Raw genomic sequence first — 21,966 nt, forward strand, 5'->3', positions numbered from 1 at the left:
TCACGCCCTTCTCGTCTTGGGGTCGAGGATGTCGCGCAGCGCATCACCGAGCAGATTGAAGCCCAGGATCGAGAGCATGATGGCGACAGCCGGGAATGCCAGCAGCCACGGCGCCTGCTCCATCAGGTTGCGGGCGTCGCTCAGCATCAGCCCAAGCGATGAGGCCGGCGGCTGGGTGCCGAGGCCAAGGAAGCTCAACCCTGCCTCGGTCAGCAGCGCCCAGGCGAGCGCCAATGTCACCTGCACGGTGAGCGGCGCCACCAGATTGAGCAGAAGGTGGCGGGTCAGGATATAGGAGCGGCTGGAGCCGAAGGTACGGGCAGCGTCGACGAACTCGCGCTCCTTGAGCGACAGGGCCGGACCACGCACGACCCGGGTGAAGATCGGCGTGTAGACGATGCTGATCGCAGCGACGCTGGTCCATGTGCCTGGGCCGACGATCGTCACGATCAGCAGCGCCAGAAGAATTGCCGGGAATGCGAGCAGCACGTCCATCAACCGCATCATCACCGTGTCCCAGCGCTTGCCATACCAGGCGGCAGTGAGGCCAAGCACTGTCCCGGCAAGCGTCGCGAATGCCACGGAAAAGAAGGCGACCGTGAACGACTGGCCGACGCCTTTCATCAGACGGCTCATGACGTCGCGGCCAAACAGGTCCGTGCCCATCAGATAAGACGACGACGGCGCCTGCAGGCGGTCGATGCGATACTGCATCAACGGATCATGCGGCGTCAGCCCAACCGCACCAAGCAAGGCGACAACCAGATAAAGCAGCACGATGGCGCCGCCGATGCGACCGCTCGGATGCGAAAAGATGGCCTTCACGACACGCATCAACGGCCCTCCAGGCGAATACGGGGGTCGAGCGCGGCGTAGGCGAGGTCGACGAGCAGATTGACGATCATGAAGTTGAGGGCGATGAACAGCACCGCGCCCTGCACCAGGGCATAGTCTCGCTGGAGGATCGCCTCCAGCACCATGCGGCCAAGCCCGGGCAAGGCATAGATCTGCTCGACGATGACCGCGCCGCCAAGCAGGTAGCCGAACTCGATGCCGCTCAAGGTTACGACTGGCACGAGCGCATTGGGCAAGGCATGGCGCCAGATCACGCTGCGCTCGGACGCGCCCTTGCTGCGCGCGGTGCGCACATAGTCGTCGCTCAGCACGTCGAGCATTGCCGAGCGCGAGACGCGCGTGACCGAAGCGGCGAAGGCGCAGCCGAGCGTGACCGCGGGCAGGATCATCTGGCTGAGGTTCTCCAGCGGGTCCTGCCAGAACGGCGTAAAGATGCCCATCGTCGGCAGCACTCCGAAGCCGGCGGAGAGAATGTAGATCAGGATCAGGCCGACGACGAAGCTTGGCGTCGACTGGCCGATCATCGCAGCAATGCGCACGCCGAGGTCGGCTGGACGCTCATTGCGCGTGGCGGCAAAAACCCCAGCGGGCACGCCGATCGACAGCGCGATAAGCATCGACAGCAGGGCCAGTTCCAGCGTCAGCGGGAAGCGCTCCAGAATGACAGTCAACACCGGCTTGCCATAAGTTACCGATATGCCGAGATCGCCGCTGAACAGACCGGTGAACCAGCGCCAGTACTGGATGGGCCATGGCTGGTCGATGCCGAAATAGATGGCCAGGGAGTCGCGCTGCTGCGGCGTCAGCAGGCCGGCTTCGGTCCCCAGCATCGCGGTGATGGAATCGCCCGGCACCAGCCGTATGGCGACGAAGACGACAACCGAAACCCCGATCAGGACTAACGGGAAGGCCTTGAGGCGACGTATCACATAATTCATGGCATGCGCCTCAGGTCGGGTGCATCGGTTCTGAAATGGTGGGCCAAAGCGCTGCTTTCGCAGCGCTGGCGGTCGCCATCGGCTCAACGGCGACCGCCTTCGAGCGGCGGCAGGGAGAGTGCCCGCCGCCCAAACTCTCATTGCTACTGGATAGTCACCTTGCCAAGGCTGACCAGGGAGCCCGTCGGCATCGGAACGAAGCCCTGCACGTTCTTCTGCTGGGCGGTGTAACCAAAGCCGGTGTAGAGCCAGATCCACGGCGCCTTTTCGGCAAGCTGCTTGTCGAAGTCGGCGAAGATCGCCTTGCGCTTCTCCGGATCGGTCTCGGCGCGGCCCTGCAGCAGCAGCGCATCGAGGCTGTCATCCGCGAAGTTGGAAACCTTCTGCAGGTTGCCGTTCTTGGTCCAGTAGCGGTTGTACATGGTGTAGGGATCGGGGCGTCCGCCATTCAGCGCCACCGCCATGTCGAAGTCGCCCTTGAGCCAGGTGTCGACATAGACATTGAGCTCCATCATCTTGATGTCGAGCTTGACGCCGATCTCGGCCAGCTGCGACTGCAGCACCTGAGCTTCGGCCGCCGCTGTCGGGGGCTCGCCGGTGGCAGCGATCACCGTTGCGGTGAAGCCGTCGGCAAAGCCGGCATCGGCCATCAGTTTCTTTGCCTTCTCGACATCCTGCTTGTAGCAGAACAGCGAGTTCGGATCGGAGGCGAAGAACGGCATCGTCAGCGGCCCGGTCACCCGTCCTTCGCCGAGCGAGGCGGTGTCGAGCACGGCCTGCCGGTCGACGGCGCAGGAAATCGCCTGGCGCACGGCGAGTTCGTTCATCGGCTTGCGCGCCGGGTTGAGCTGCAGCACATGGTAGGCCAACAGTGGCGCGCGGTTGAGCTGGAGCTTGGGCTCGTTGGGCACGAGCGTCGCGATCAATGGATCGTTGAGCAGCGCGAAGTCGACCTGCCCGGTGCGCATAGCGGCGAGGATCGCGGTCTCGTCTGGAAGAACACTGATTTCAATGCCGTCCACGCCGGTCGGGCCGCCGGCCCATTCCTTGTTGGCGACAAGCACTTCCTTGGAATTCGGGTCCCACTTTTCCAGCTTGAAAGGACCCGAACCGATCGCCTTGGTGCCGATGGTACCGGCGGCAATTTCAGTTGCCGGCACGATCGACGAATTGGTGTCGGTCATGGCGGTCAGGATCGGAGCGTCGGGCTGCTTCAGCTTGAACACGACGGTGCCTGCATCGGGCGCTTCGATGCTCTCGATGGACAGGTAGTTGGCGCGGTTGGCCGCACCCGTCTTCTCGTCGAGGATGCGCTCGAACGATGCCTTCACGTCGGCGGAGGTGACGGCGGCGCCGTTCTGGAACTTGGCCTTCGGGTCGAGCTTGAAGGTGAGCTGCTTGCCGTCGTCGGAGAATTCCCAACTGGTCGCAACGCCGGGAATGATCTTCAGGTCAGCGTCGAGGCGCACCAATGGCTCATAGATCAGTTCGAGCAGGCGCAGCGACGAGAACGCCGTCTGCTTGTGCGGGTCGAGACCGGTCGCATCCTGTGCCCAGGCCATGCGCAGCGTTGCCGCGCCTGCCTGGCTAATGGCGGACAGACCAATCATCGCGGCTGTCGTCAACCCAAGGAAATATTTGAATCTGCTTGTCATATCATCCTCCCGTTATCTCATCTCCCAGCACGGCATCGTGGCCGCCCGGCATCACATCGACGCGGGCCTCGCGTCCTGGATTGCTTTTCGCAAGAAGCCGCTCGCCCCTTCCAGCGCAAATTGCGCCTCAGCGAGGCTCATCCCCGTCATTACGATGAGGATCGCCAGCTTCACGTCATTTTCGGTCTGGACCAGTGCTGCCTGCGCATCTTCCAGCGTGCACTCGGTCGCCTGCATGACGATGCGCGCAGCCCTTGCCACGAGCTTCTTGTTCGAGGCCTTCAGGTCGACCATCAGGTTTTCGTAGGTCTTGCCGATGCCGATCATGCTGGCAGTGGTCAGCATGTTGAGCACGAGCTTCTCGGCCGTGCCCGACTTCATGCGTGTCGACCCCGTCAGTGCCTCGGGGCCGACGACAGGCGAAATCGCGATGTCGGCGATAGCGGCGATAGCCGACTGGGGATTGCATGACAGGGCGACCGCGGTCGCTCCGACATTCCTGGCGTGGTTGAGGCCGCCGATGACATAGGGCGTGCGGCCGCTCGCGGCGATGCCGACCACGACATCTTTCGAAGTCAGGTTGATTTCGGCCAGTGCCTCGGCGCCCTTGGCCTGGCTGTCTTCCGCGCCTTCCGTAGCCTTCAACAGGGCGCTGTAGCCGCCGGCGATGAGACCGACCACCATTGTCGGCGGCACGCGGAATGTCGGCGGGCATTCGGAAGCATCGAGCACGCCAATCCGGCCGCTGGTTCCGGCGCCCATGTAGATCAGCCGCCCGCCTTCCCGGAAGGCCCAGGTAATACGGTCGACGGCAGCGGCGATCTCGGGGATGACCTTCTCGACCGCATGCGCGACAAGCTTGTCTTCGTCGTTGATTTTTCTCAGGACCTCGACCGTCGGCAGCAGGTCGATATCCATGGTGCGCGGGTTCCGCTCCTCGGAAACCAACCGCTCCAGTTCCGAAATCAAGGCTTGTTCTGACACGCTCGCCACCTGCCCGGTTCTCGTCATTGCATGAGCCTCATCGAGCCGGATCCCTCGAGGCTTTCATTAACTTTTTAGAATGTAATATTCCTCATGTCAACAATATTTGGAATGGATTATTCCATCGAGATAGCCCGGTCGAGCCGCCTGGCAAGGATGATCGCGCCGGAAACAGCATCGCCGTCGGCCGGCTTGAGACGGCGGCGAACATCGGGCGCAAGCCAGGGTTCCAGCGGGCTCGCCAGGCCACCGAGAAGGGTTACGCGGGGCACGCCCTTGTCGAACAGCGTGCGCACAATGGTATCGATCTGCTCGGCAGCAGCCTGCACGATGCGCCGGCCGGCCGCGTCGCCCTGGTCGGCGTGGCGCATGACGGTTGGCGCCAATGCCGCGTAGTCGGTCGCAGTCGCCCGGTCCATCCAGGCCACCGCCTCCATCGGATCGTCGTGGAAACGCTGCATGACTTCAGTCAGAAGTGCGGAGCGGTCCTGCCGGCCGTCATGGGCGCGGAGTGCGAGTTGCACCGCCTTCAACCCCAGGTCGGCGCCGCTGCCTTCATCCGAAATCGGAAAGCCGTAGCCACCGACCCTGAGGTCTCGCCCGTCGACGAAACCCAAGCCAATCGACCCGGTGCCGGCGATGACGATCGCGCCGTCCCTGCCCGAATGGGCGCCAAGGCAGGCCCCCATGCCGTCGCTGGTGAAATCGATCGCGGCAAAAGGATGCTCGAGCGCCTTCAGTGCTTCCAGGGCACCCTTGCGGCCGATACCGGCAAGGCCGATCCCGGCGAAGGTCCGCGCCAGTTCGGCAGTGCCAAAGCCGGCCTCCTCGACGGCCGCACCAAAGGCGCGGGCCATCGACGCCCAGGCAACGTCGATGCCGAGCCTTGTCGTCGCCGGCCCTGAAAGCCCCTGGCCGAGCACGTTGCCGGCCTCGTCGACAATCCGGGCACGGCAGCCGGTGCCGCCGCCATCGACGCCGAGATAGAAATGAGGTCGAACTGCGTCGGTCATCCCGGCAGCCGCTCGATGGTCGCGCCGCACATGCGCAGCTTGCGGTCGAGGCTCTCATAGCCCCGGTCGAGATGGTAGACGCGGTTGACGATGCTCTCGCCCTCGGCGACCAGTGCTGCGAGCACCAGCGACACCGAGGCGCGCAGGTCAGTGGCCATCACCTGTGCCCCGCGCAGCGGCATGCCGCCACGCACCAGCGCGGTGGTGCCCTGCAAGGTGATGTTGGCGCCGAGGCGGACAAGTTCCGGCACATGCATGAAGCGGTTCTCGAACACCGTCTCGCGCAACAGCGATGCGCCTTGCGCGCAGCACATCAGCGCCATGAACTGCGCCTGCAGATCGGTCGGAAAACCCGGGTAAGGTTCCGTCGTGAGGTCGACAGGCGTCAACGGGCCATCGCGTGAGACGATCAGGCCGCGATCGCCGGGCCACACGCTGACTCCCGCCGCTTCCAGCACCTGGACGACGGACGCCATGTGTTCGAGCCGCGCATTGGTGAGTTCGAGCTGGCCGCCAGTTATCGCCGCGGCAATGGCATAGGTTCCCGCCTCGATGCGGTCGGGAATCGTGTGGTGGGCGGCCGCGCGCCAGGAGGTTCCACCCTGGACGAGAATGCGGTGCGTGCCCGCGCCTTCGATGCTTACACCCATGGCGCTGAGGCAGGCGGCGAGATCCATCACCTCGGGCTCGCGCGCGGCGTTGACGATCTCGGTCTCGCCCTTTGCCGTGGTGGCCGCCATCATCGCCGTCTCGGTCGCGCCCACCGAGGGCGAGCCGAGCACGATGCGCGTGCCCGTCAATCCGTTAGGTGCGGAAGCAACGATCGAACCACCCTGGATGCCAATGTCGGCGCCCAACTGTCCCAGCGCCTTGATGTGCATGTCGACAGGCCGCGCGCCGATCGCGCAGCCGCCGGGCAGCGACACCCGGGCCTTGCCGAAACGGGCGAGCAGCGGCCCAAGCACCAGCACCGTGGCGCGCATCTTGCGAACGGTGTCGTAGCTGGTTTCGCGGGAAGAGGCGGCGCTGGCATCGATGATGACGACGCTGCCCTGCCGGCTGACCCGTGCGCCGTGCTGGGCGATGACGCCGAGCATGTTTTCGACATCGCTCACCGCTGGCAGGTTGGTCAACTGGAGCGGTTCTGGGCTCAGCAGCGACGCTGCGATTTGCGGCAATGCAGCGTTCTTGGCTCCGGAGATGGCGACTGCCCCTTGCAGCCTCTGCCCGCCGACAATTCGCAACTTGTCCATATCAAAGAATCCGTCCAGCAGCCGGTCGAAACGGCCGAACTGACAAGAGAGTTGATCGGATTATTCTTCTCTGTCAACCTATTGTGGAATATTCTATTCCGCTCATTTCTGGATGAGAAAGCTCGAGGAGCGTGATGTCGGTTCTAACGAAAATCCTCGCGACGCTCGACACCATGGCACCCGCCGACCGGCAGATCGGCCAGTTCATCGTCGATAATCCTGAAGAGATGCTGAGACTGTCGTCGGTGGCCCTTGGCGAACAAACGGGCCGCAGCCAGTCCAGCGTGGTGAAGTTCGCGCAGAAACTGGGCTATCCGAGCTACCAGCAGCTGAAACTCGCGGTCAGCGAAGCCAAGGCCCAGCAATGGCAAGCCCCGCCTGGCATGGTCCACGGCAGCATCGACCGCGCCGACGGTTATGTCGCCGTGCAGCAGAAGCTGGTGGCAGGCAAGCTCGCAGCGATGCAGCAGACAATGTCTGTAAACAGCGAGCAGACAGTGACGCAGGTCCTGGACCTGCTCGACCGGGCCGAACGCATCCACCTTGCCGGCGTCAGCGCCTCTTCGCTGGTGGCGCGAGACTTCGCCATCAAGCTGATGAAACTTGGCCGCAACGTTCTGCACGACAGCGACAGCCATGTTCAGCTGGCGAGTGCAGCCTCGCTCGGCTCCCGGGACGTGATGCTGGCACTGTCGCTTTCCGGCACGAGCATAGAAACGGTTCGCATTGCCGAACTCGCCAAGCAGCGTGGCGCATCGGTCGTGGTCGTCTCTTCGCTCAGGGACAATCCCTTGAGCGCCATCGCCGATGTCGTGCTTCACTCTGTCAGCGACGAAGACAACGTCCGCTCGTCGTCGATCACCGCCCGCGATGCGCAGCTGGCACTCACCGACCTGCTGTTCATCCTGCTCGTGCAGCGCCAGACCGACGCCAACGACCACATCCACCGAAGCGAAGCGGCGGTCGCAGCGCTCAAGGTAAGATAGGCTCGGCGAGCCGCACGGAGCCGGCATGTCCGGGCCGCGTCACTCTTAGGTTTTGAGAAGGTAGGGAGTTGCAACCGGACTTTGGTCAGCAACAACAGCTTGCGACCCATGCTTCACCCTGCCGCCACCAGACGCGATGTTTCGATCATCGTCCTGATCTCGGCGCGGCAGGAGCCGCAGTTGGTTCCGGCTTTCAGCACCTTGCCGATCTCGTCGACGCTTGAACTGCCACTCGAGATTGCATCGGCAATCTGGTTGACGCCGACATTGAAGCAGGCGCAGACCACACGGCCGATCGACGGTAGCGGAACCGGCGAGCGCCCTGACAACAGCGCCATCCGGTCAGCGGGAGACAGCGGCTGGCGCGATCCCAAGAGTTGCACCAGCCAGTCGCGCGGCGGCAATTGGCCGGGCGGCGCTACGAGCAACGCCTCGGCCAGCGTACCGTCGTCGCCTAGGGCTGCCGAGCGGTAGTTGAGGCCGCGCCTGTCGGTGTATTCGACAAGCGTTTCGCGGCGAAAGGCGTCCAGGAACCGGCGCGTGAGCAGGATGCCCTGGTCAGGGGTTTCGGTGCCGCAGAGATCGTAGACCCAGCCGCCATCGACGGCTCGCCTGCTCCAATGCACAAAGCCCGTCGGTCGCAGGTCGCGCTTGGTCACCAGTACGCCGGCCCAGGCAATCTCTTCCCTGTGGATCCGGATGGGCACGTGCTTGAGTTCCGGCTGCCCCGAAAAGGCATCGCATAGCGGGCTGGCAAGCGGCCCCGCTCCGGCGTTCGCGGCGTAATGGCCGCTCCAGTGCATCGGCAGGAAGGCCTGGCCCGGCTTCTGGGCATCGCTGATCTTCACCCTGGCGCGAGCGAAGCCATGGGGGCTGTCCAGCCGGACAAGATCGCCATCGGCGCAACCGCTGCGGGCTGCATCCAGCGCATTGATCTCGACCGCCGGCTCCGGCGCATTGGCCATCAGGCGTGGCACCCGCCCGGTGCGGGTCATCGTGTGCCACTGGTCGCGCAGGCGTCCTGAGTTGAGCCCGATAGGGCGCTGCGCATCGGTGGGATGGGCGACGCCTTCCTGGCGCACGGCAACGAAGCGCGCGCGGCCGTCCGGTGTCGGAAATCTCCGCCCGCCGAGTAGGCGGGTTGCATCGCTTCCCTTGCCCGCCGCAGGCCAGTGACTCGGCGCGAAACTTTCGTATTCCGACTTCTCCAAACCGGCGAGGCCGCGAATGTCGAACAGCCGCTCGCCATAGTTCTCGAAACCAGAGAGCGCGGCATGCTCGCGGAAGATCACATCCGGCCCGGCATAGTCGAAGGCCGCGCCGAAGCCCATTAGCCGGGCCACATCGCAAACGATGCGCCAGTCAGGCCTTGCTTCGCCCGGAATTGGCAGGAACGACCGCTGGCGCGAGATCAGCCGTTCCGAGTTGGTGACCGTGCCGTCCTTCTCGCCCCAGGTGGCAGCCGGCAGGAACACGTGGGCAAATCGCGTCGTGTCGGTTCTGACGACATCTGAGACGACAACGAAGTCGCAGGCCTTGAGTGCTGCGCGCACGCGCGTCGCGTCGGGCATGCTGACGGCAGGGTTCGTTCCCATGACCCAGAGCGCCTTGATGCGGCCGTCGCCCGCGGCGCGGAACATGTCGACGGCCTGCAAGCCGGGCGCGCGGGCGATGTCAGGAGCTCTCCAGAACCGGCCGACGCGGTCGATTGCGGCCTGGTCATCGAAATTCATGTGGGCCGCCAGCTGGTTTGCAAGTCCACCGACCTCACGGCCGCCCATGGCATTGGGCTGGCCCGTCACCGAGAACGGCCCCATGCCGGGCCGGCCGATACGCCCGGTGGCGAGATGGCAGTTGATGATGGCGTTGACCTTGTCGGTGCCGTGTGTCGACTGGTTGACGCCCTGGCTGTAGACGGTGATGGACCGTTCCTTGGCCGCGAAGAGCTCGAAAAACAGCCGTACCTCCGCTGGCGCCAGCCCGCAGCCGGCGGCCACGGCCTCAGGTGAAGGCGCATCGGCCATGGCGACTGAAAGTGCCTCGGGGAAACCTGAGGTCGCCTCGGCGATGTAGTCCCGATCGAGCAAGCCGCTGCGCCCAAGATGCGCCAGAAGCCCGTTGAATAGCAGAACATCGGTGCCGGGATCGATCGCCAGATGCAGGTCGCACTCATCGGCGGTCGCCGTGCGCCGCGGATCAATGACGACGATGCGCGTGCCGCGTTCCTGCCGCGCGGAAAGCAGCCTCTGATAGAGGATAGGGTGGCACCAGGCGGTGTTGGAGCCCACGAGCACAACGAGCTCGGCCAGCTCGAAATCCTCGTAGACGCCCGGCACGATGTCTTCGCCAAAGGCCCGCTTGTGACCGGCTACCGATGAGGCCATGCAGAGCCGCGAATTGGTGTCGATGTTGGCCGAACCGATAAAGCCCTTCATCAGCTTGTTGGCGACGTAATAGTCCTCGGTGAGCAGTTGCCCCGAGACGTAGAAGGCAACCGAATCCGGACCATGTCGGGCGATCGTCTCGGAAAAGCGCTGCGCCACCAGCCCGAGCGCCTCGTCCCAACCCGCCTCGCGGCCGCCGATCTCGGGAGCCAGTACCCGCCCGTCGAGGCCTGTCGTCTCGCCTAGCGCGGTTCCCTTCGAGCAAAGCCTGCCACGATTGGCGGGATGGTCCGGGTTGCCACGGACGGTGACCGATCCGTCCGTGGCAACGCGTGCCAGCACGCCGCAACCCACGCCGCAATAGGGGCAGGTCGTCCTCACTTCGGCTGCCGGCATCGTGTCCATCGCATTCATTCGGCGGCCACTGCGATCATTTCCAACGCAAGCGAAATCCGGCCGCCCTCGACCCTTACAGCTATCGTCCTGACCGCGCCTTCGTCGGCACCCTGCGCCTTGCCCGTTTCCAGCGAAAACACCCAGTTGTGCAGCGGGCACGTCACGGCTGCGCCGTGAACGATGCCCTGACTCAACGGGCCGCCGCGATGCGGGCAATGATCTTCAATGGCGAACACCTTGTCGTCGGCCGTGCGGAACACGCCGATCTTGCCTTGCGGGGTGTTGACGCAGCGCGCGCCGCGCAGGGGAATTTCGTCGAGAGTGCCAATGTGAAACCAGTTCATGCCGTTCACTCCGCAGCGATAGTGACCGTCGCAAGCGGACGGAACTCATGCTTGTCCTTGCCGGAGACGCGCTCCGACCACGGATCGACCTGGGCAAACTTCTGGGAGAAGACGAAACGCTCGTAGAATTCCCCACGGCGGGGAACATCGTCGAGGATCTGGCGCCTGATCTCGGCCACGCCGACGCGCTTGGCCCATTTGTAAATGCGTTCGAGATAGCGGCCCTGCTCGCGATACATCTGCGTCAGCGCGACGATGACCTCGAGCGCCTCGTCCTCGCGCTTCACCAGTCCGAGCACCTCGGTGCCCTTGATGTCGAGGCCGGCAGCACCGGCAAAGTGGATCTCGAAGCCGCTGTCGACGCAGATCACGCCGACATCCTTGCATGTCGCCTCGGCGCAATTGCGCGGGCAGCCCGACACCGCCATCTTGAGTTTGGCCGGCGTCCACGAGCCCCACATGAACTTCTCGATGCGGATGCCGAGCCCGGTTGAGTCCTGCGTGCCGAACCGACACCAGTCCGAACCGACACAGGTCTTCACCGTTCGCAGCCCCTTGGCATAGGCATGGCCCGAGACGAAACCCGCCTTGCCGAGATCGGACCAGACAGCCGGCAGGTCTTCCTTCCTGATGCCCAGCATGTCGATGCGCTGGCCGCCTGTGACCTTGACCAAGGGGATCTCGAACTTGTCGACGACATCGGCGATGGCGCGCAGTTCGTTCGCATTGGTCACCCCGCCCCACATCCGCGGCACCACCGAATAGGTGCCGTCCTTCTGGATGTTGGCGTGGACACGCTCGTTGATGAAGCGCGACTGGTAGTCGTCGGCGTATTCGTCGGGCCAGTCGCAGACGAGGTAATAGTTAAGCGCGGGCCGGCACTTGGCGCAACCGCAGGAGGTCTTCCACTGAAGCTCCTGCATCACCTCGGGGATGGTCTTCAGCCCCTTGGCCTTGATCAGCCGGCGCACGTCGTCGTGGCCGAGGTCGGTGCACTTGCACATCGGCTGCACGGCGGTGGGGTTGTAGCTGTCGCCGAGGGTCAGCGACATCAGCTGCTCGACAAGCCCTGTGCAGGAGCCGCAGGAGGCGGACGCCTTGGTATGCGCCCGCACGTCGTCGAGCGAGGTCAGCCCCTTCTGAGTGATGGCGCCGGTGATCTTACCCTTGCAGACGCCGTTGCAGCCGCAGATTTCCGCATCATCCGCAAGTGCCGCAACGGCCGCCATAGGGTCCAGCGGCGATCCTCCCTGGTAGGCCTGGCCGAAGATCAGCGTGTCGCGCATCTCCGAGATGTCGGTCTGCTTCTTCTTGAGGTCGTTGAACCAGGCGCCGTCACCCGTCTCGCCGTAGAGCACCGTGCCGATGACGCGGTTGTCCTTGAGCACCAGGCGCTTGTAGATGCCGGCTGCGGCATCGCGCAGCACGATCTCCTCGCGATCTTCGCCATCGGCGAAGTCGCCGAGCGAATAGAGGTCGATGCCGGTGACCTTGAGTTTGGTCGGCGTGTCGGAGTGGACGAAGCCGGCCCCCTCGTCGCCGGCGAGACGGCTGGCTGCAACGCGCGCCATCTCGTAGAGCGGCGCGACGAGGCCATAGACTTGGCCGCCGACTTCGGCACATTCGCCGAGCGCCAAGATGTCAGGATCGGAGGTGCGCATGCCGTGATCGACGACGATGCCGCGATTGGTGTCGATGCCGGCATCCTTGGCGATCGCCGTATTGGGCCGAATGCCGACCGCCATCACCACGAGCGTCGCCGGGATGATGGTGCCGTCGGCGAGTTCCAAGCCCTCGACCCTTCCGTTGCCGACGATGGCCTTGGTGTTGGCCTTGGTCATGACCTTGATGCCACGGGCTTCGACCGCCCGCTGGAGCAGATAGCCGGCGGCGGGGTCGAGCTGGCGCTCCATCAGCGTCGGCATGACGTGCAGCACCGTCACATCCATGCCCTGCTCCTTCAGGCCCGCCGCGGCCTCCAGGCCGAGCAGGCCGCCGCCGATCACCACCGCCTTGGCGCGTGACTGCGCCGCGAGCAGCATGGCGTTGACATCATCGAGGTCGCGGTAGGTCAGCACGCCGGGCAAATCCTTGCCCGGCACCGGAATGATGAAGGGCACCGAGCCGGTGGCAATGACCAGCTTGTCGTAAGGCTCGGTCACGCCCCGATCAGAGGTGATGGTCTTCGCCGCGCGGTCGATGGCGACGATCTTGTGGCCCTTGTACAGCGTAATGCCGTGCTTGATGTACCAGCCGTCGCCGTGGATCACGATCTCCTCGAAGGCCTTCTCGCCCGAGAGGACCGGCGACAGCATGATGCGGTCGTAGTTCACGCGCGGTTCGGCGTTGAAGATGGTGACCTGGTAGCGGTCGGGTGCGGCCTCCAGCAGGTGCTCCAGCATGCGCCCCGGGGCCATGCCGTTGCCGATGATGACAAGTCTCTCGGTCATAGGATCGGTCCCCGTCCGTTTCACTGGGTGGCGAAAGTCAGCGGCTCGCCTGCGCTTTCGCGCGACATCTTGCGGATCGACAGGTGCATCCAGACCAGCGAAGCGACGACGAGGGCGAACAGCAGCATGAAGCAGCTCGACCAAAGGCCCGTCAGGTCGTTGAGCGCGCCAAAGGCGATGGGCAGGATGAAGCCGCCAAGGCCGCCGATCATGCCGACGAGGCCGCCGACAGCGCCGACATTCTCGGGATAGTAGGCCGGGATGTGCTTGTAGACGGCGGCCTTGCCCAGGCTCATGAAGAAGCCGAGCACGAAAGCAACGACCATGAAGGCGATCGGCCCAACCTCGAAGTGGAAGGACATCGGACCGCTGATGCCGTGCACGACATAGTCGGCGGTGGGGAGCGACAGGATCAGCGTGGCGATCGCCGAGACACCGAAGGTCCAGTACATCACCGTGCGCGCGCCGACCCGGTCGGACAGGATGCCGCCATAGGCGCGGAAGATGCTGGCCGGGATCGAATAGGCTGCGCCGATCATGCCCGCGGTGACGATGTCGAAGCCGTAGACGCCGATCAAGTAGCGCGGCAGCCACAGCGCAAGGGCCACGAACGCGCCGAACGAGAAGAAGTAATAGAGGCCGAAGCGCCACACCTGGACATTCCTGAGCGGTGCAAACTCGGCCCAGAAGCTCTTTGGCTGACCGCCGTGGATGCGGCGCTGGCGGATGACGGGATCGTCTTCGCTGCCGAACCAGAAGACCAAGGCCATGAAGCCGAGGCAAGCGGCCCAGATCAGCGCCACGTCCTGCCAGCCTCCGGCAAGCATGACGAAGGGTGCCAGGAACTTGGTGACGGCAGCACCGACATTGCCGACGCCGAAGATGCCAAGGGCTGTGCCCTGCTTTCCCGCCGGGAAGAAGCGCGAGACATAGGCGACACCGACGGCGAAGGAGCCGCCGGCGAGGCCGACGCCGAGGGCGGCGATCAGCATCTGCGCGTAGGTCTGGGCAAAGGCGAGCAGGAAGGTGGCGATGGCCGCCGCCAGCATGGTTGCGGTGTAGACGAGGCGCCCGCCGAAACGGTCGGTCCAGACGCCGAGAACGATGCGCACCAGCGAGCCGGTCAGGATCGGGGTGCCGATCAGCAGCCCGAACTGGGTTTCTGACAGGCCGAGCTCCTGCTTGATGCGTACGCCGATGATGGAAAAGATCGTCCACACGGCAAAGCAGACGGTGAAAGCGAGGGTGGAGATGGCAAGCGCCCTGACCGGAGCATTGTCCTGGCTGGGCGCGGCTTGGAGGGTTGCAGTCATTGTCGGCTCCGTTGTGCGGCTTGGGAGGCGCCGCGCTTTTCTGGATCGCGAAAACAAAAAAGCTGCCGGCCAGGGTCGCGCGTCCGTACATCCGGGATCGCGGTCGTCTGGTCGGCAGCTTCGCCTAGGGCGCCCGTCATTGGACGCCGATATGTCTGGCCTTTCGGCCTCGCCTATTGCAACGCACAAACCATGCCAGTTTGGCCGGTCGCGGCGTTTGCTTTTATTTTCAGATGCTTATGCAAGATGGGCTGTTTTCGATCGCGATCTGCCAGCGATCAACAGATGATCATCTGGCGACAGCGATGCCTATTTTATGTGCAGTGCACAAAATTGACGACTGATCAGCCCGCCAGATTCCGCTGGGCGGCGATGTAGCCGTCGAGATCGTCGGGATCGAACAGGCCACCATCAAAGAATCCGTCCGGCCCGAGCACCAGGCTGGCACCGGCCGATCCAACCGGCGTCGGCGCCGGCAATGCGCCTTCGACCTTGGCGTTGGCACCGGGCAATGCCGCCCCCAGCGGCTTGAGCGCGGTACGGTAGAGGTCGGGCCGGTAGGTCTCGCGGGCGATCGCCGCATTGGCGGCGGAGTGCTCCACCTGGCCCCAGCGCACCATCTGGCTGTAGAACCACAAAGCATGGCTCTTCCACGGGAATGTCGCCGCCTTTGCCTGCGGCACGAAGAAGTCCTCGACATCGACGACACTGTCCGCCGCTGTAACTAGATGACCTGACAATGCCGGCAGCATCCATTCCGCCGGGCGCCCGACATAGGCAGGTGCTGCCATGATGCCGGCGAGCTCGGCACGGTTGGCTGGCTCCGCGCACCACTGCGCCGCATGGTGGATGGCACGAAGCAACGCCGAGAGCGCTTCGGCATTGGCGTCGCACCAGCGCGCGTCGGCGCCCAGCACCTTCTCCGGGCTGGAACGCCAGATCTTGGCCTTCACCGTGGCGACGCGGCCATGGCCGAGCAAAACGGCGGCGGTGTTCCAGGGCTCGCCGGCACAGAAGCCGTCGAGCGCGCGCGAGCCCAGCGCATCCGCCATCAGCGGCGGCGGCAGGATCACGATCTCGACGTCGCCATCCGGGTCGATACCACAGGCGGCAAGCCAGTAGCGAAGCTCGTAGTTGTGCCCCGAATGGGGATGAACGACGCCGAGGCGCAGAGGCGCGGCACCAGAGCGGGTGCGTTCGGCCACCACGGCCCTGAGCGCGTCGCCGGCGGCGCGCGGCGAAAGATCGCCGCTCGCGCCATGGGCGGCCATGTCATGCCACAGCGCATTCGACACCGTGACCGCATTGCCGCCGAGGCCGAGCGCCATCGGCACGACGGTGGTCGCCGCCAGCGGGGTCAGGCCGAGATTGCAGGCGATGGGCATCGGCGCAAGCATATGCGCCACTTGGAAATGCCCGACGGCGAGCCGGTCACGGATGTTGGCCCAAGAGGTCTCGCGGACCAGGGTGAGATCGATGCCTTCGGCCGCAGCAAACCCCTTCTCCCTGGCCGCAACCAGAAGCGCGCTGTCGAGCAGCGGCAGGAAACCGGCTGAAATCTCAAAGCGGGCATCGCTCATGCATCGTCTCCCAAAAGCCCGGCGGCCGTCACGAGGCTCTGCGCGATCTCCGACAGCTTGCGGTTCTGGTTCATCGCCGCCTTGCGCATCAGCGCATAGGCCTCGGCCTCGGAGATGCCGCGCGACTTCATCAGGATGCCCTTGGCGCGGTCGATCACCTTGCGGTCCTCAAGCTCGCTGCGCGCCTCCTCCAGTTCGCGCGCCAGCCGCGAAAATGCGTTGAATCGGCTGACGGCCATGTCGAGGATCGGCTTGACCCGCTCGCGCTTCAGCCCGTCGACGACATAGGCCGAGACACCGGCATCGACCGCCGCCTCGATCGAGGCGCTGTCGGAGCGGTCGACGAACATGGCGATCGGCCGCTTCACCGCACGTGAAAGCTGGAACATGTTTTCCAGCATGTCGCGGTTGGGGTTTTCGAGATCGATGACGATGACGTCGGGATTGGTCTCGGCGATGCGCTGTCCGATGCCCGCCACGTCGTGGACCAGCGTGACGTCCTCATGCCCGGCCTCGCGCAGCCCCGCCTCGATGATCGAGGCGCGGATGCGGTTTTCGTCGATGACGAGTACCCGGAGCGCGGCGGTCTTCATGCTCTTCTTCTTTGCGCGACGGCTGTCTTTGTGCAACGCAAAAATGCGGCGCCTTGCCGTGGAGGGCCTGCCGAAAGCAAAAGGCCCCGGATTTCTCCGGGACCTTTTCATTTCACATCATCACCTCAGTGATGGGCTGGCTCCGCCATCTGCGCGGCGTCAGGCTCTTCGACGTGAGCGGCCAGATCCTTGCGCGAGATGAAGGTGTAGAACATCGGCACCACGAACAGCGTGAACACCGTGCCGACGAGCACGCCGCAGAAGATGACGAGGCCCATCGAGTAGCGTGCCGCAGCGCCCGCGCCCGAGGCGATGATCAGCGGCACCACGCCCAGCGCCATCGCCGCGGTCGTCATCAGGATCGGCCGCAGGCGAACCTTGGCCGAAGCGATGATCGCCTCGCTGCGTGACAGCCCATGCTCCTCGCGCTGCTGGTTGGCGAACTCGACCAGCAGAATGCCGTGCTTGGTGATCAGTCCTATCAGTGTGATCAGCCCGACCTGGGTGTAGATGTTGAGCGTACCCAGGCCGAGATTGAGCGGCACGATGGCACCGAAGATCGACAGCGGCACCGACATCATGATGATGAACGGGTCGCGGAAGCTTTCGAACTGTGCCGCCAGCACCAGATAGATCACCACGACAGCCAGGCCAAAGGCGATCAGGATGGTACTGCCCTGCTCGGCCTCCAGGCGCGACTGGCCGGAATAGTCGACGAAGAAGCCGGCCGGCAGCAATGGCCGGGCAATGTCCTCGATCACTTTCAGGCCGTCGCCGGTGGTGACGCCTGGCACGGGCAGTGCCGCGATCGTCGCCGAATTGAGCTGGTTGAACTGATCGATCGAGGCCGGCGACGAGTTGGTCTTGATCGTCACCACAGCCGACAATGGCACCATCTGGCCGTTGACGCTGCGGACGAAGAACTCGCCGAGCTTCTCCGGGTTGTTCCGGTACTCTTCCGGCACCTGCATGATGATGTCGTAGCTGTTCGAATCGCGATCGAACTCGGCAATCGAACCCCCGCCGACAAGCAGGCTCAGTGTCGTGCCGATATCGCGCACCGACAGGTTGAGGGCTGCGGCGCGATCGCGGTCGATGGTCACCGTTACCTGCGGCGCATCGAAGGACAGCGAGTTCTGCACGACGATGAAGCGTCCGGAGGCTTGCGCCTTTTGCTTGATCTGCTCGGCCACCTCGAAGACCTGGCTCGGATCGCCAGTCGACTGGATCACCATCGAGATCGGCAGGCCACCACCGGCACCCGGCAGGGACGGCGGTGCAAAGACAAGAGCCTCCACGCCGCTGACCTTGGACAGGCGCGCCTGGATGTCGGCCTGGATCTCCTTTTGCGACCGCGTGCGATCGGCCCAGTCCTTGAGCACCCAGACGGAGAAGCCCGAATTGGTGCCGCCGCCCATGCCGACGATCGAGAAGCTGGTCTTGAGCTCCGGCAGATCCTTGGTCAGGTCGCGGATCTGGTCGGTATACATGCTGGTGTATTCAGTCGTCGCGTAGCGCGGCGCCGTCACCAGCGCGAACAACGCACCGGAATCCTCTTCGGGCGCCAGTTCGTTCGACGTCTTGAGGAACATGAAGCCTGTCACGGAGACAAGGGCGATGACGATCAGCAACGTCACCGGCCGATACTTCAGCGAGCCTGCCACCAGCCGCTCATAGCGGTTGGCGATGCGCTCGAAGGTACGGTCGACGGCCTGCGCGAAGCGGCTGTGGTTGCCGGCCTTGAGCATGCGCGCCGACATCATCGGCGTGATCGTCACGGCGATGAAGCCGGAGAGGATGACCGCACCTGCAAGCGTAACCGCGAACTCGCGGAACAACGACCCGGTAAGGCCGCCGGTGAACATCAGCGGGGCGAACACGGCCGCGAGCGTGATGGTCATGGCGACCACCGGCCCGAAGATCTCACGCATGCCCTTGAATGCCGCCTGCATCGGCGACATGCCGTCCTCCATGTGGCGATGGATGTTCTCCACCACCACGATGGCATCGTCGACGACCAGGCCGATCGCCAGCACCATGGCCAGCAGCGACAGCAGGTTGATCGAATAGCCCATCATCAACAGGATGAAACAGACGCCAATGAGCGACAGCGGGATTGTCACGACCGGCATCAGCACCGACCGGAACGAGCCCAGGAACAGCAGGATGACGACGACGACGATCGCCACCGCTTCGGCGATAGTCTTGAACACCTCGTCGATCGACGCGCTGATGGTTTCGGTCGAGTCGTAGACCATCGTGATGGTCATGCCTTGGGGCAGGCTGGCGCTGATCGCCGGCAATTCCTCGATGACTGCCGCCGCCGTGTTGAGGGGGTTCGCCGATGGCGTCGGGAAGATGCCGATGAAGGTCCCCGGCTCGCCGTTGAAGTTGACGACGGTGTCGGTGCTTTCGGCAGCCAGCTCGACATGCGCGATATCGCGCAGCCTGACAACGTTGCCGTTTTCAGACTTGAGCGGCAGTTCACCAAAGGCTTCCGGCGTCTGCAGCGTCGACTTCATGGTGATCGAGTAAGCGACATACTCGTTCTTGGTCTTGCCCGGCGCCGACAGGAAGTTGGACGCATTGATCGCCTGCAGCACTTCGGCGGCGGTGAGGCCGCGTGCGGCAAGCTTCACCGGGTCGACCCAGACACGCATCGAATAGTTGGCCGCGCCCAGCACCTGGACCTCGGCAACGCCCTCGATCGTCGACATGCGTGGACGGATGACGCGCTCGATATATTCGGTCAGCTCTTCCGAGCTCATGTTCGGGTTCTGCATCGCCAGATACATGATGGCGAACTGCATGCCCGTGCCCTTGACGATCGTCGGATCCTTGGCATCGCTCGGCAACTGGCCGCGCACCTGCTGGACCTTGGACATGACCTCGGTCAGCGCGGTATCGGGGTTCGACCCGAGTTCCATCTGCACGGTCACGGTGCTCGACGACGGCCGGCTCTGCGACGTCACGTAGTCGATGTTTTCAGTTGTCGCCACCGCAGCGGCGATCGGCGCGGTGATGAAGCCCTGGATCAGGTCGGCGCTGGCACCGGGATAGACGGTGGAGATGGTGATGACCGTCTCCTCGACTTCGGGGTATTGCCGGACCGACAGGTTGAACAGCCCCTGGAAGCCCAGAAGCAGGATCATGAAGGCGACCACCGTCGAAAGGACGGGGCGGCGGATGAAGATGTCCGAGAAATTCATTTTGTGGCCGCCTTGGCGTCAGCGGAGGTAATTGGCGAGACCGTGTTGTCGACCTTGACGGAGGCGCCGTTGGTCAGCCTGTTCTGGCCAGCGATCACCAGTTCGTCTCCGGCCTTGACTCCTTCGATGATCTCGACACGGCCTTCCGACCGGCGGCCGACCTTGACGAAGACCTGGTTGACGACAAGTGCCGGTTCGGCCTTCGGCTGCGCAGGTGCGGCCGATGCCTCGGCCGGAGCGGCTGCAGTTGCACCTGCAGCTTCTGGCTTGGCCTCGGCCGGGCGCACCACATAGACATAATCGCCATAGAGGCTGGTGGTCAGCGCCGTCTGCGGCACTGCCAGCACGCCGTCTTCCCTGGGCAATTCGACGCGCACGCGCACGAACTGGCCGGGGCTCAGCTTGCCTTCCGGATTGGTGATCTCGGCGCGAACCGAAACCAGGCGGCTCTGCGGGTCGACCTTCGGATCGATGCCGACAACTGCGCCCTTGAACGGCATCTCTTCGGCGGTCACGCCAAAGGTCACCGGCTGACCCATCTTCAGCAGGCCAAGCTGCTGCTCAGGAACCGAAAAATCGGCCCGCATGGTGTCGAGATCCTGCAGCGTGGCAACGATGGTGCCTGGGGCGAGATACTGCCCGTCATCGACCTTGGGAATGCCGATGGTGCCGGAGAAAGGCGCGCGCAGTTGCTTCTGGTCGAGAACCGCCTGGAGCTTCTGCACCTGCGAAGCCGACGTCGATGCCGTTGCGCGGGCCGCGTCGAGGGCGACCTCAGAACCGACGCCGCGGCGCTGCAGCTCGATGGCGCGGTCGAGCGACTGCTGGTCGAGTGCCGCCTGGGTCTTGGATGCAGCCAGATCCGCCTGCTGGACCGTATCGTCGAGCTGGATCAGCACGTCGCCTTGCTTGACGCGCTGGTTTGCCGCGAAATTGATATCCTTGATGATACCGGCCTGCTCGACGGTCAGGTCGACGCCCTTCGAGGCGTTGACCGTGCCAATCGTTTCGATGCCCGGCGTCCACGGAGCCGGGTCGACCTTGGCGGTCGCCACGGTCACCGACGCGACCGGCATGTTAGCAAAAAATTGCTGGATCGCATTGTCGCGGAACATGTTGAATCCGACGATGCCGCCGCAAACAAGCACAAGCAATACGAGAGCGATGATGAGACGCTTAATCAAAGGAGATCCCCAATCGGTAAGGAATCGGCATCCGGGAGGCCGCGATGCACAGTGAACCTGTTTCTTGAAAAACCCAAGAGCGGCGGGCTTACTGTACCGTCTGGACGGTATTGTCAATCCACGATAATGTGATCCCAAGGAGGCACCACAATGTCGGGCCACAGACCAAGCTCTCGCGAAAAAATCCTCACCGCAGCCAGCGAGCTGGCAGACATTGTCGGCCCGGGCAACCTGTCGCTTGACGCGGTGGCCCAGCGTGCCGGCGTATCGAAAGGCGGTCTGCTGTACAATTTCCCGACCAAGGCCAAGCTGTTGCAGGCGCTGGTGCAGGACTATCTCAAGAGCTTCGAGGATGCGCTCGAGGCGGAGGCGGCAAAGCGCGGCGACACTACCAAAAATAGTCTGACCGCCTACATTGAACTGTCGGCGCGGGAGTGCGAACAGAAGCAGCCGTCAGCGGCCGGCGTTCTTGCCGCGCTTGCTGAAGACCCCGATTTTCTCAATCCTGTCAGGGACTTCAAGCGTCAGCTGCTCGACCGGCTGAAGTCGGAAACAACAGATACCGCCAAGCTGATGGTGGCGTTCCTGGTGATAGAGGGCCTGCGCAGCATGAAGCTCTTCGACATGGACATATTGCATGATGACGAGCGCAACATGGCGCTTACCTACCTGCTCGCCGAGGCTGCCACCTCTTAGGCCCGGGCCTGTCCGTCGGGCGCGGCTTTTGCGATATGCCCCATTTTCCTACTGTACGTTGCGCCGAGTTTATGAGATTCAACCACCGCACAAAATATCAGTGCGTTCGAACGCGTGGCCATGTTGCCCAATG

At 63.9% G+C, this 21,966-nt stretch carries 16 protein-coding genes; 2 read left to right on the forward strand and 14 right to left on the reverse strand.

Going from position 1 to position 21,966, the window contains the following annotated elements:
• From J1C56_RS07305 to murA, 6 genes are all read right to left on the reverse strand, one after another.
• The gene (locus J1C56_RS07305; protein ID WP_214387449.1) at positions 1-834 is read right to left on the reverse strand and encodes an ABC transporter permease; all 834 of its coding nucleotides are present in this window, start codon (positions 832-834) and stop codon (positions 1-3) included.
• Positions 834-1,793, reverse strand: a complete 960-nt coding sequence (locus J1C56_RS07310) for an ABC transporter permease (protein WP_214387451.1) — start codon at positions 1,791-1,793, stop codon at positions 834-836. Before J1C56_RS07310 ends, J1C56_RS07305 begins: the two co-directional genes overlap by 1 nt.
• A 143-nt stretch (positions 1,794-1,936) precedes the next feature.
• Positions 1,937-3,448 carry an ABC transporter substrate-binding protein gene (locus J1C56_RS07315; protein WP_214387453.1) on the reverse strand — a complete coding sequence of 504 codons (1,512 nt, stop codon included), beginning with the start codon at positions 3,446-3,448 and terminating at the stop codon, positions 1,937-1,939.
• 51 nt (positions 3,449-3,499) lie between these two features.
• A complete protein-coding gene (murQ, locus tag J1C56_RS07320) occupies positions 3,500-4,432 on the reverse strand; it encodes an N-acetylmuramic acid 6-phosphate etherase (RefSeq protein ID WP_214387455.1) in 933 nt (310 codons plus the stop codon).
• Positions 4,433-4,548: 116 nt separating this feature from the next.
• Positions 4,549-5,445, reverse strand: a complete 897-nt coding sequence (locus J1C56_RS07325) for a glucosamine kinase nucleotide-binding domain-containing protein (protein ID WP_214387457.1) — start codon at positions 5,443-5,445, stop codon at positions 4,549-4,551.
• A complete protein-coding gene (murA, locus tag J1C56_RS07330) occupies positions 5,442-6,698 on the reverse strand; it encodes a UDP-N-acetylglucosamine 1-carboxyvinyltransferase (RefSeq protein ID WP_214387459.1) in 1,257 nt (418 codons plus the stop codon). The genes J1C56_RS07325 and murA overlap by 4 nt, the downstream gene beginning before the upstream one ends.
• 134 nt (positions 6,699-6,832) lie before the next feature.
• Between murA and J1C56_RS07335 the strand changes: the two genes are divergently transcribed.
• Complete coding sequence (locus J1C56_RS07335) at positions 6,833-7,684, forward strand: MurR/RpiR family transcriptional regulator (RefSeq protein ID WP_214387461.1); 852 nt, start codon at positions 6,833-6,835, stop codon at positions 7,682-7,684.
• 113 nt (positions 7,685-7,797) lie between these two features.
• Here J1C56_RS07335 and J1C56_RS07340 read toward each other — a convergent pair whose 3' ends face one another.
• The 8 genes from J1C56_RS07340 to J1C56_RS07375 form a co-directional block, all read right to left on the reverse strand.
• Positions 7,798-10,473 carry a nitrate reductase gene (locus J1C56_RS07340; protein WP_246591206.1) on the reverse strand — a complete coding sequence of 892 codons (2,676 nt, stop codon included), beginning with the start codon at positions 10,471-10,473 and terminating at the stop codon, positions 7,798-7,800.
• Between the two features lie 5 nt (positions 10,474-10,478).
• Entirely contained in the window at positions 10,479-10,808 is a 330-nt protein-coding gene (nirD, locus tag J1C56_RS07345) for a nitrite reductase small subunit NirD (protein ID WP_214387463.1), read from the reverse strand.
• Between the two features lie 5 nt (positions 10,809-10,813).
• Positions 10,814-13,258 carry a nitrite reductase large subunit NirB gene (nirB, locus tag J1C56_RS07350; RefSeq protein ID WP_214387464.1) on the reverse strand — a complete coding sequence of 815 codons (2,445 nt, stop codon included), beginning with the start codon at positions 13,256-13,258 and terminating at the stop codon, positions 10,814-10,816.
• A gap of 20 nt (positions 13,259-13,278) precedes the next feature.
• Positions 13,279-14,571 carry an MFS transporter gene (locus J1C56_RS07355; protein WP_214387466.1) on the reverse strand — a complete coding sequence of 431 codons (1,293 nt, stop codon included), beginning with the start codon at positions 14,569-14,571 and terminating at the stop codon, positions 13,279-13,281.
• A 344-nt stretch (positions 14,572-14,915) separates the two neighbouring features.
• Positions 14,916-16,151, reverse strand: coding sequence for a CmpA/NrtA family ABC transporter substrate-binding protein (locus J1C56_RS07360; RefSeq protein ID WP_214387467.1), 1,236 nt, complete (start codon positions 16,149-16,151; stop codon positions 14,916-14,918).
• Positions 16,148-16,744 (reverse strand): ANTAR domain-containing response regulator, encoded by a 597-nt coding sequence (locus J1C56_RS07365; protein WP_214387469.1) that lies wholly within the window; start codon positions 16,742-16,744, stop codon positions 16,148-16,150. The genes J1C56_RS07360 and J1C56_RS07365 overlap by 4 nt, the downstream gene beginning before the upstream one ends.
• 125 nt (positions 16,745-16,869) lie before the next feature.
• Positions 16,870-19,953, reverse strand: coding sequence for an efflux RND transporter permease subunit (locus J1C56_RS07370; protein WP_214387471.1), 3,084 nt, complete (start codon positions 19,951-19,953; stop codon positions 16,870-16,872).
• Positions 19,950-21,137 (reverse strand): efflux RND transporter periplasmic adaptor subunit, encoded by a 1,188-nt coding sequence (locus tag J1C56_RS07375; RefSeq protein ID WP_214387473.1) that lies wholly within the window; start codon positions 21,135-21,137, stop codon positions 19,950-19,952. Before J1C56_RS07375 ends, J1C56_RS07370 begins: the two co-directional genes overlap by 4 nt.
• A gap of 150 nt (positions 21,138-21,287) precedes the next feature.
• On the opposite strand from J1C56_RS07375, the gene J1C56_RS07380 reads away from it, so the two are divergent.
• The gene (locus J1C56_RS07380; RefSeq protein ID WP_214387475.1) at positions 21,288-21,833 is read left to right on the forward strand and encodes a TetR/AcrR family transcriptional regulator; all 546 of its coding nucleotides are present in this window, start codon (positions 21,288-21,290) and stop codon (positions 21,831-21,833) included.
• Positions 21,834-21,966 lie beyond the last annotated feature (133 nt).

It is taken from the genome of Aminobacter anthyllidis, from assembly GCF_018555685.1.
Classification (GTDB): domain Bacteria; phylum Pseudomonadota; class Alphaproteobacteria; order Rhizobiales; family Rhizobiaceae; genus Aminobacter; species Aminobacter anthyllidis.

Excerpts from the sequence above, each read along its gene's own strand:
- J1C56_RS07305 (WP_214387449.1), bottom strand. The coding sequence starts at position 834 with ATGCGTGTCGTGAAGGCCATCTTTTCGCATCCGAGCGGTCGCATCGGC.
- J1C56_RS07310 (WP_214387451.1), bottom strand. The coding sequence starts at position 1,793 with ATGAATTATGTGATACGTCGCCTCAAGGCCTTCCCGTTAGTCCTGATC.
- J1C56_RS07315 (WP_214387453.1), bottom strand. The coding sequence starts at position 3,448 with ATGACAAGCAGATTCAAATATTTCCTTGGGTTGACGACAGCCGCGATG.
- J1C56_RS07325 (WP_214387457.1), bottom strand. The coding sequence starts at position 5,445 with ATGACCGACGCAGTTCGACCTCATTTCTATCTCGGCGTCGATGGCGGC.
- murA (WP_214387459.1), bottom strand. The coding sequence starts at position 6,698 with ATGGACAAGTTGCGAATTGTCGGCGGGCAGAGGCTGCAAGGGGCAGTC.
- J1C56_RS07335 (WP_214387461.1), top strand. The coding sequence starts at position 6,833 with ATGTCGGTTCTAACGAAAATCCTCGCGACGCTCGACACCATGGCACCC.
- J1C56_RS07340 (WP_246591206.1), bottom strand. The coding sequence starts at position 10,473 with ATGGACACGATGCCGGCAGCCGAAGTGAGGACGACCTGCCCCTATTGC.
- nirD (WP_214387463.1), bottom strand. The coding sequence starts at position 10,808 with ATGAACTGGTTTCACATTGGCACTCTCGACGAAATTCCCCTGCGCGGC.
- nirB (WP_214387464.1), bottom strand. The coding sequence starts at position 13,258 with ATGACCGAGAGACTTGTCATCATCGGCAACGGCATGGCCCCGGGGCGC.
- J1C56_RS07355 (WP_214387466.1), bottom strand. The coding sequence starts at position 14,571 with ATGACTGCAACCCTCCAAGCCGCGCCCAGCCAGGACAATGCTCCGGTC.
- J1C56_RS07360 (WP_214387467.1), bottom strand. The coding sequence starts at position 16,151 with ATGAGCGATGCCCGCTTTGAGATTTCAGCCGGTTTCCTGCCGCTGCTC.
- J1C56_RS07365 (WP_214387469.1), bottom strand. The coding sequence starts at position 16,744 with ATGAAGACCGCCGCGCTCCGGGTACTCGTCATCGACGAAAACCGCATC.
- J1C56_RS07370 (WP_214387471.1), bottom strand. The coding sequence starts at position 19,953 with ATGAATTTCTCGGACATCTTCATCCGCCGCCCCGTCCTTTCGACGGTG.
- J1C56_RS07380 (WP_214387475.1), top strand. The coding sequence starts at position 21,288 with ATGTCGGGCCACAGACCAAGCTCTCGCGAAAAAATCCTCACCGCAGCC.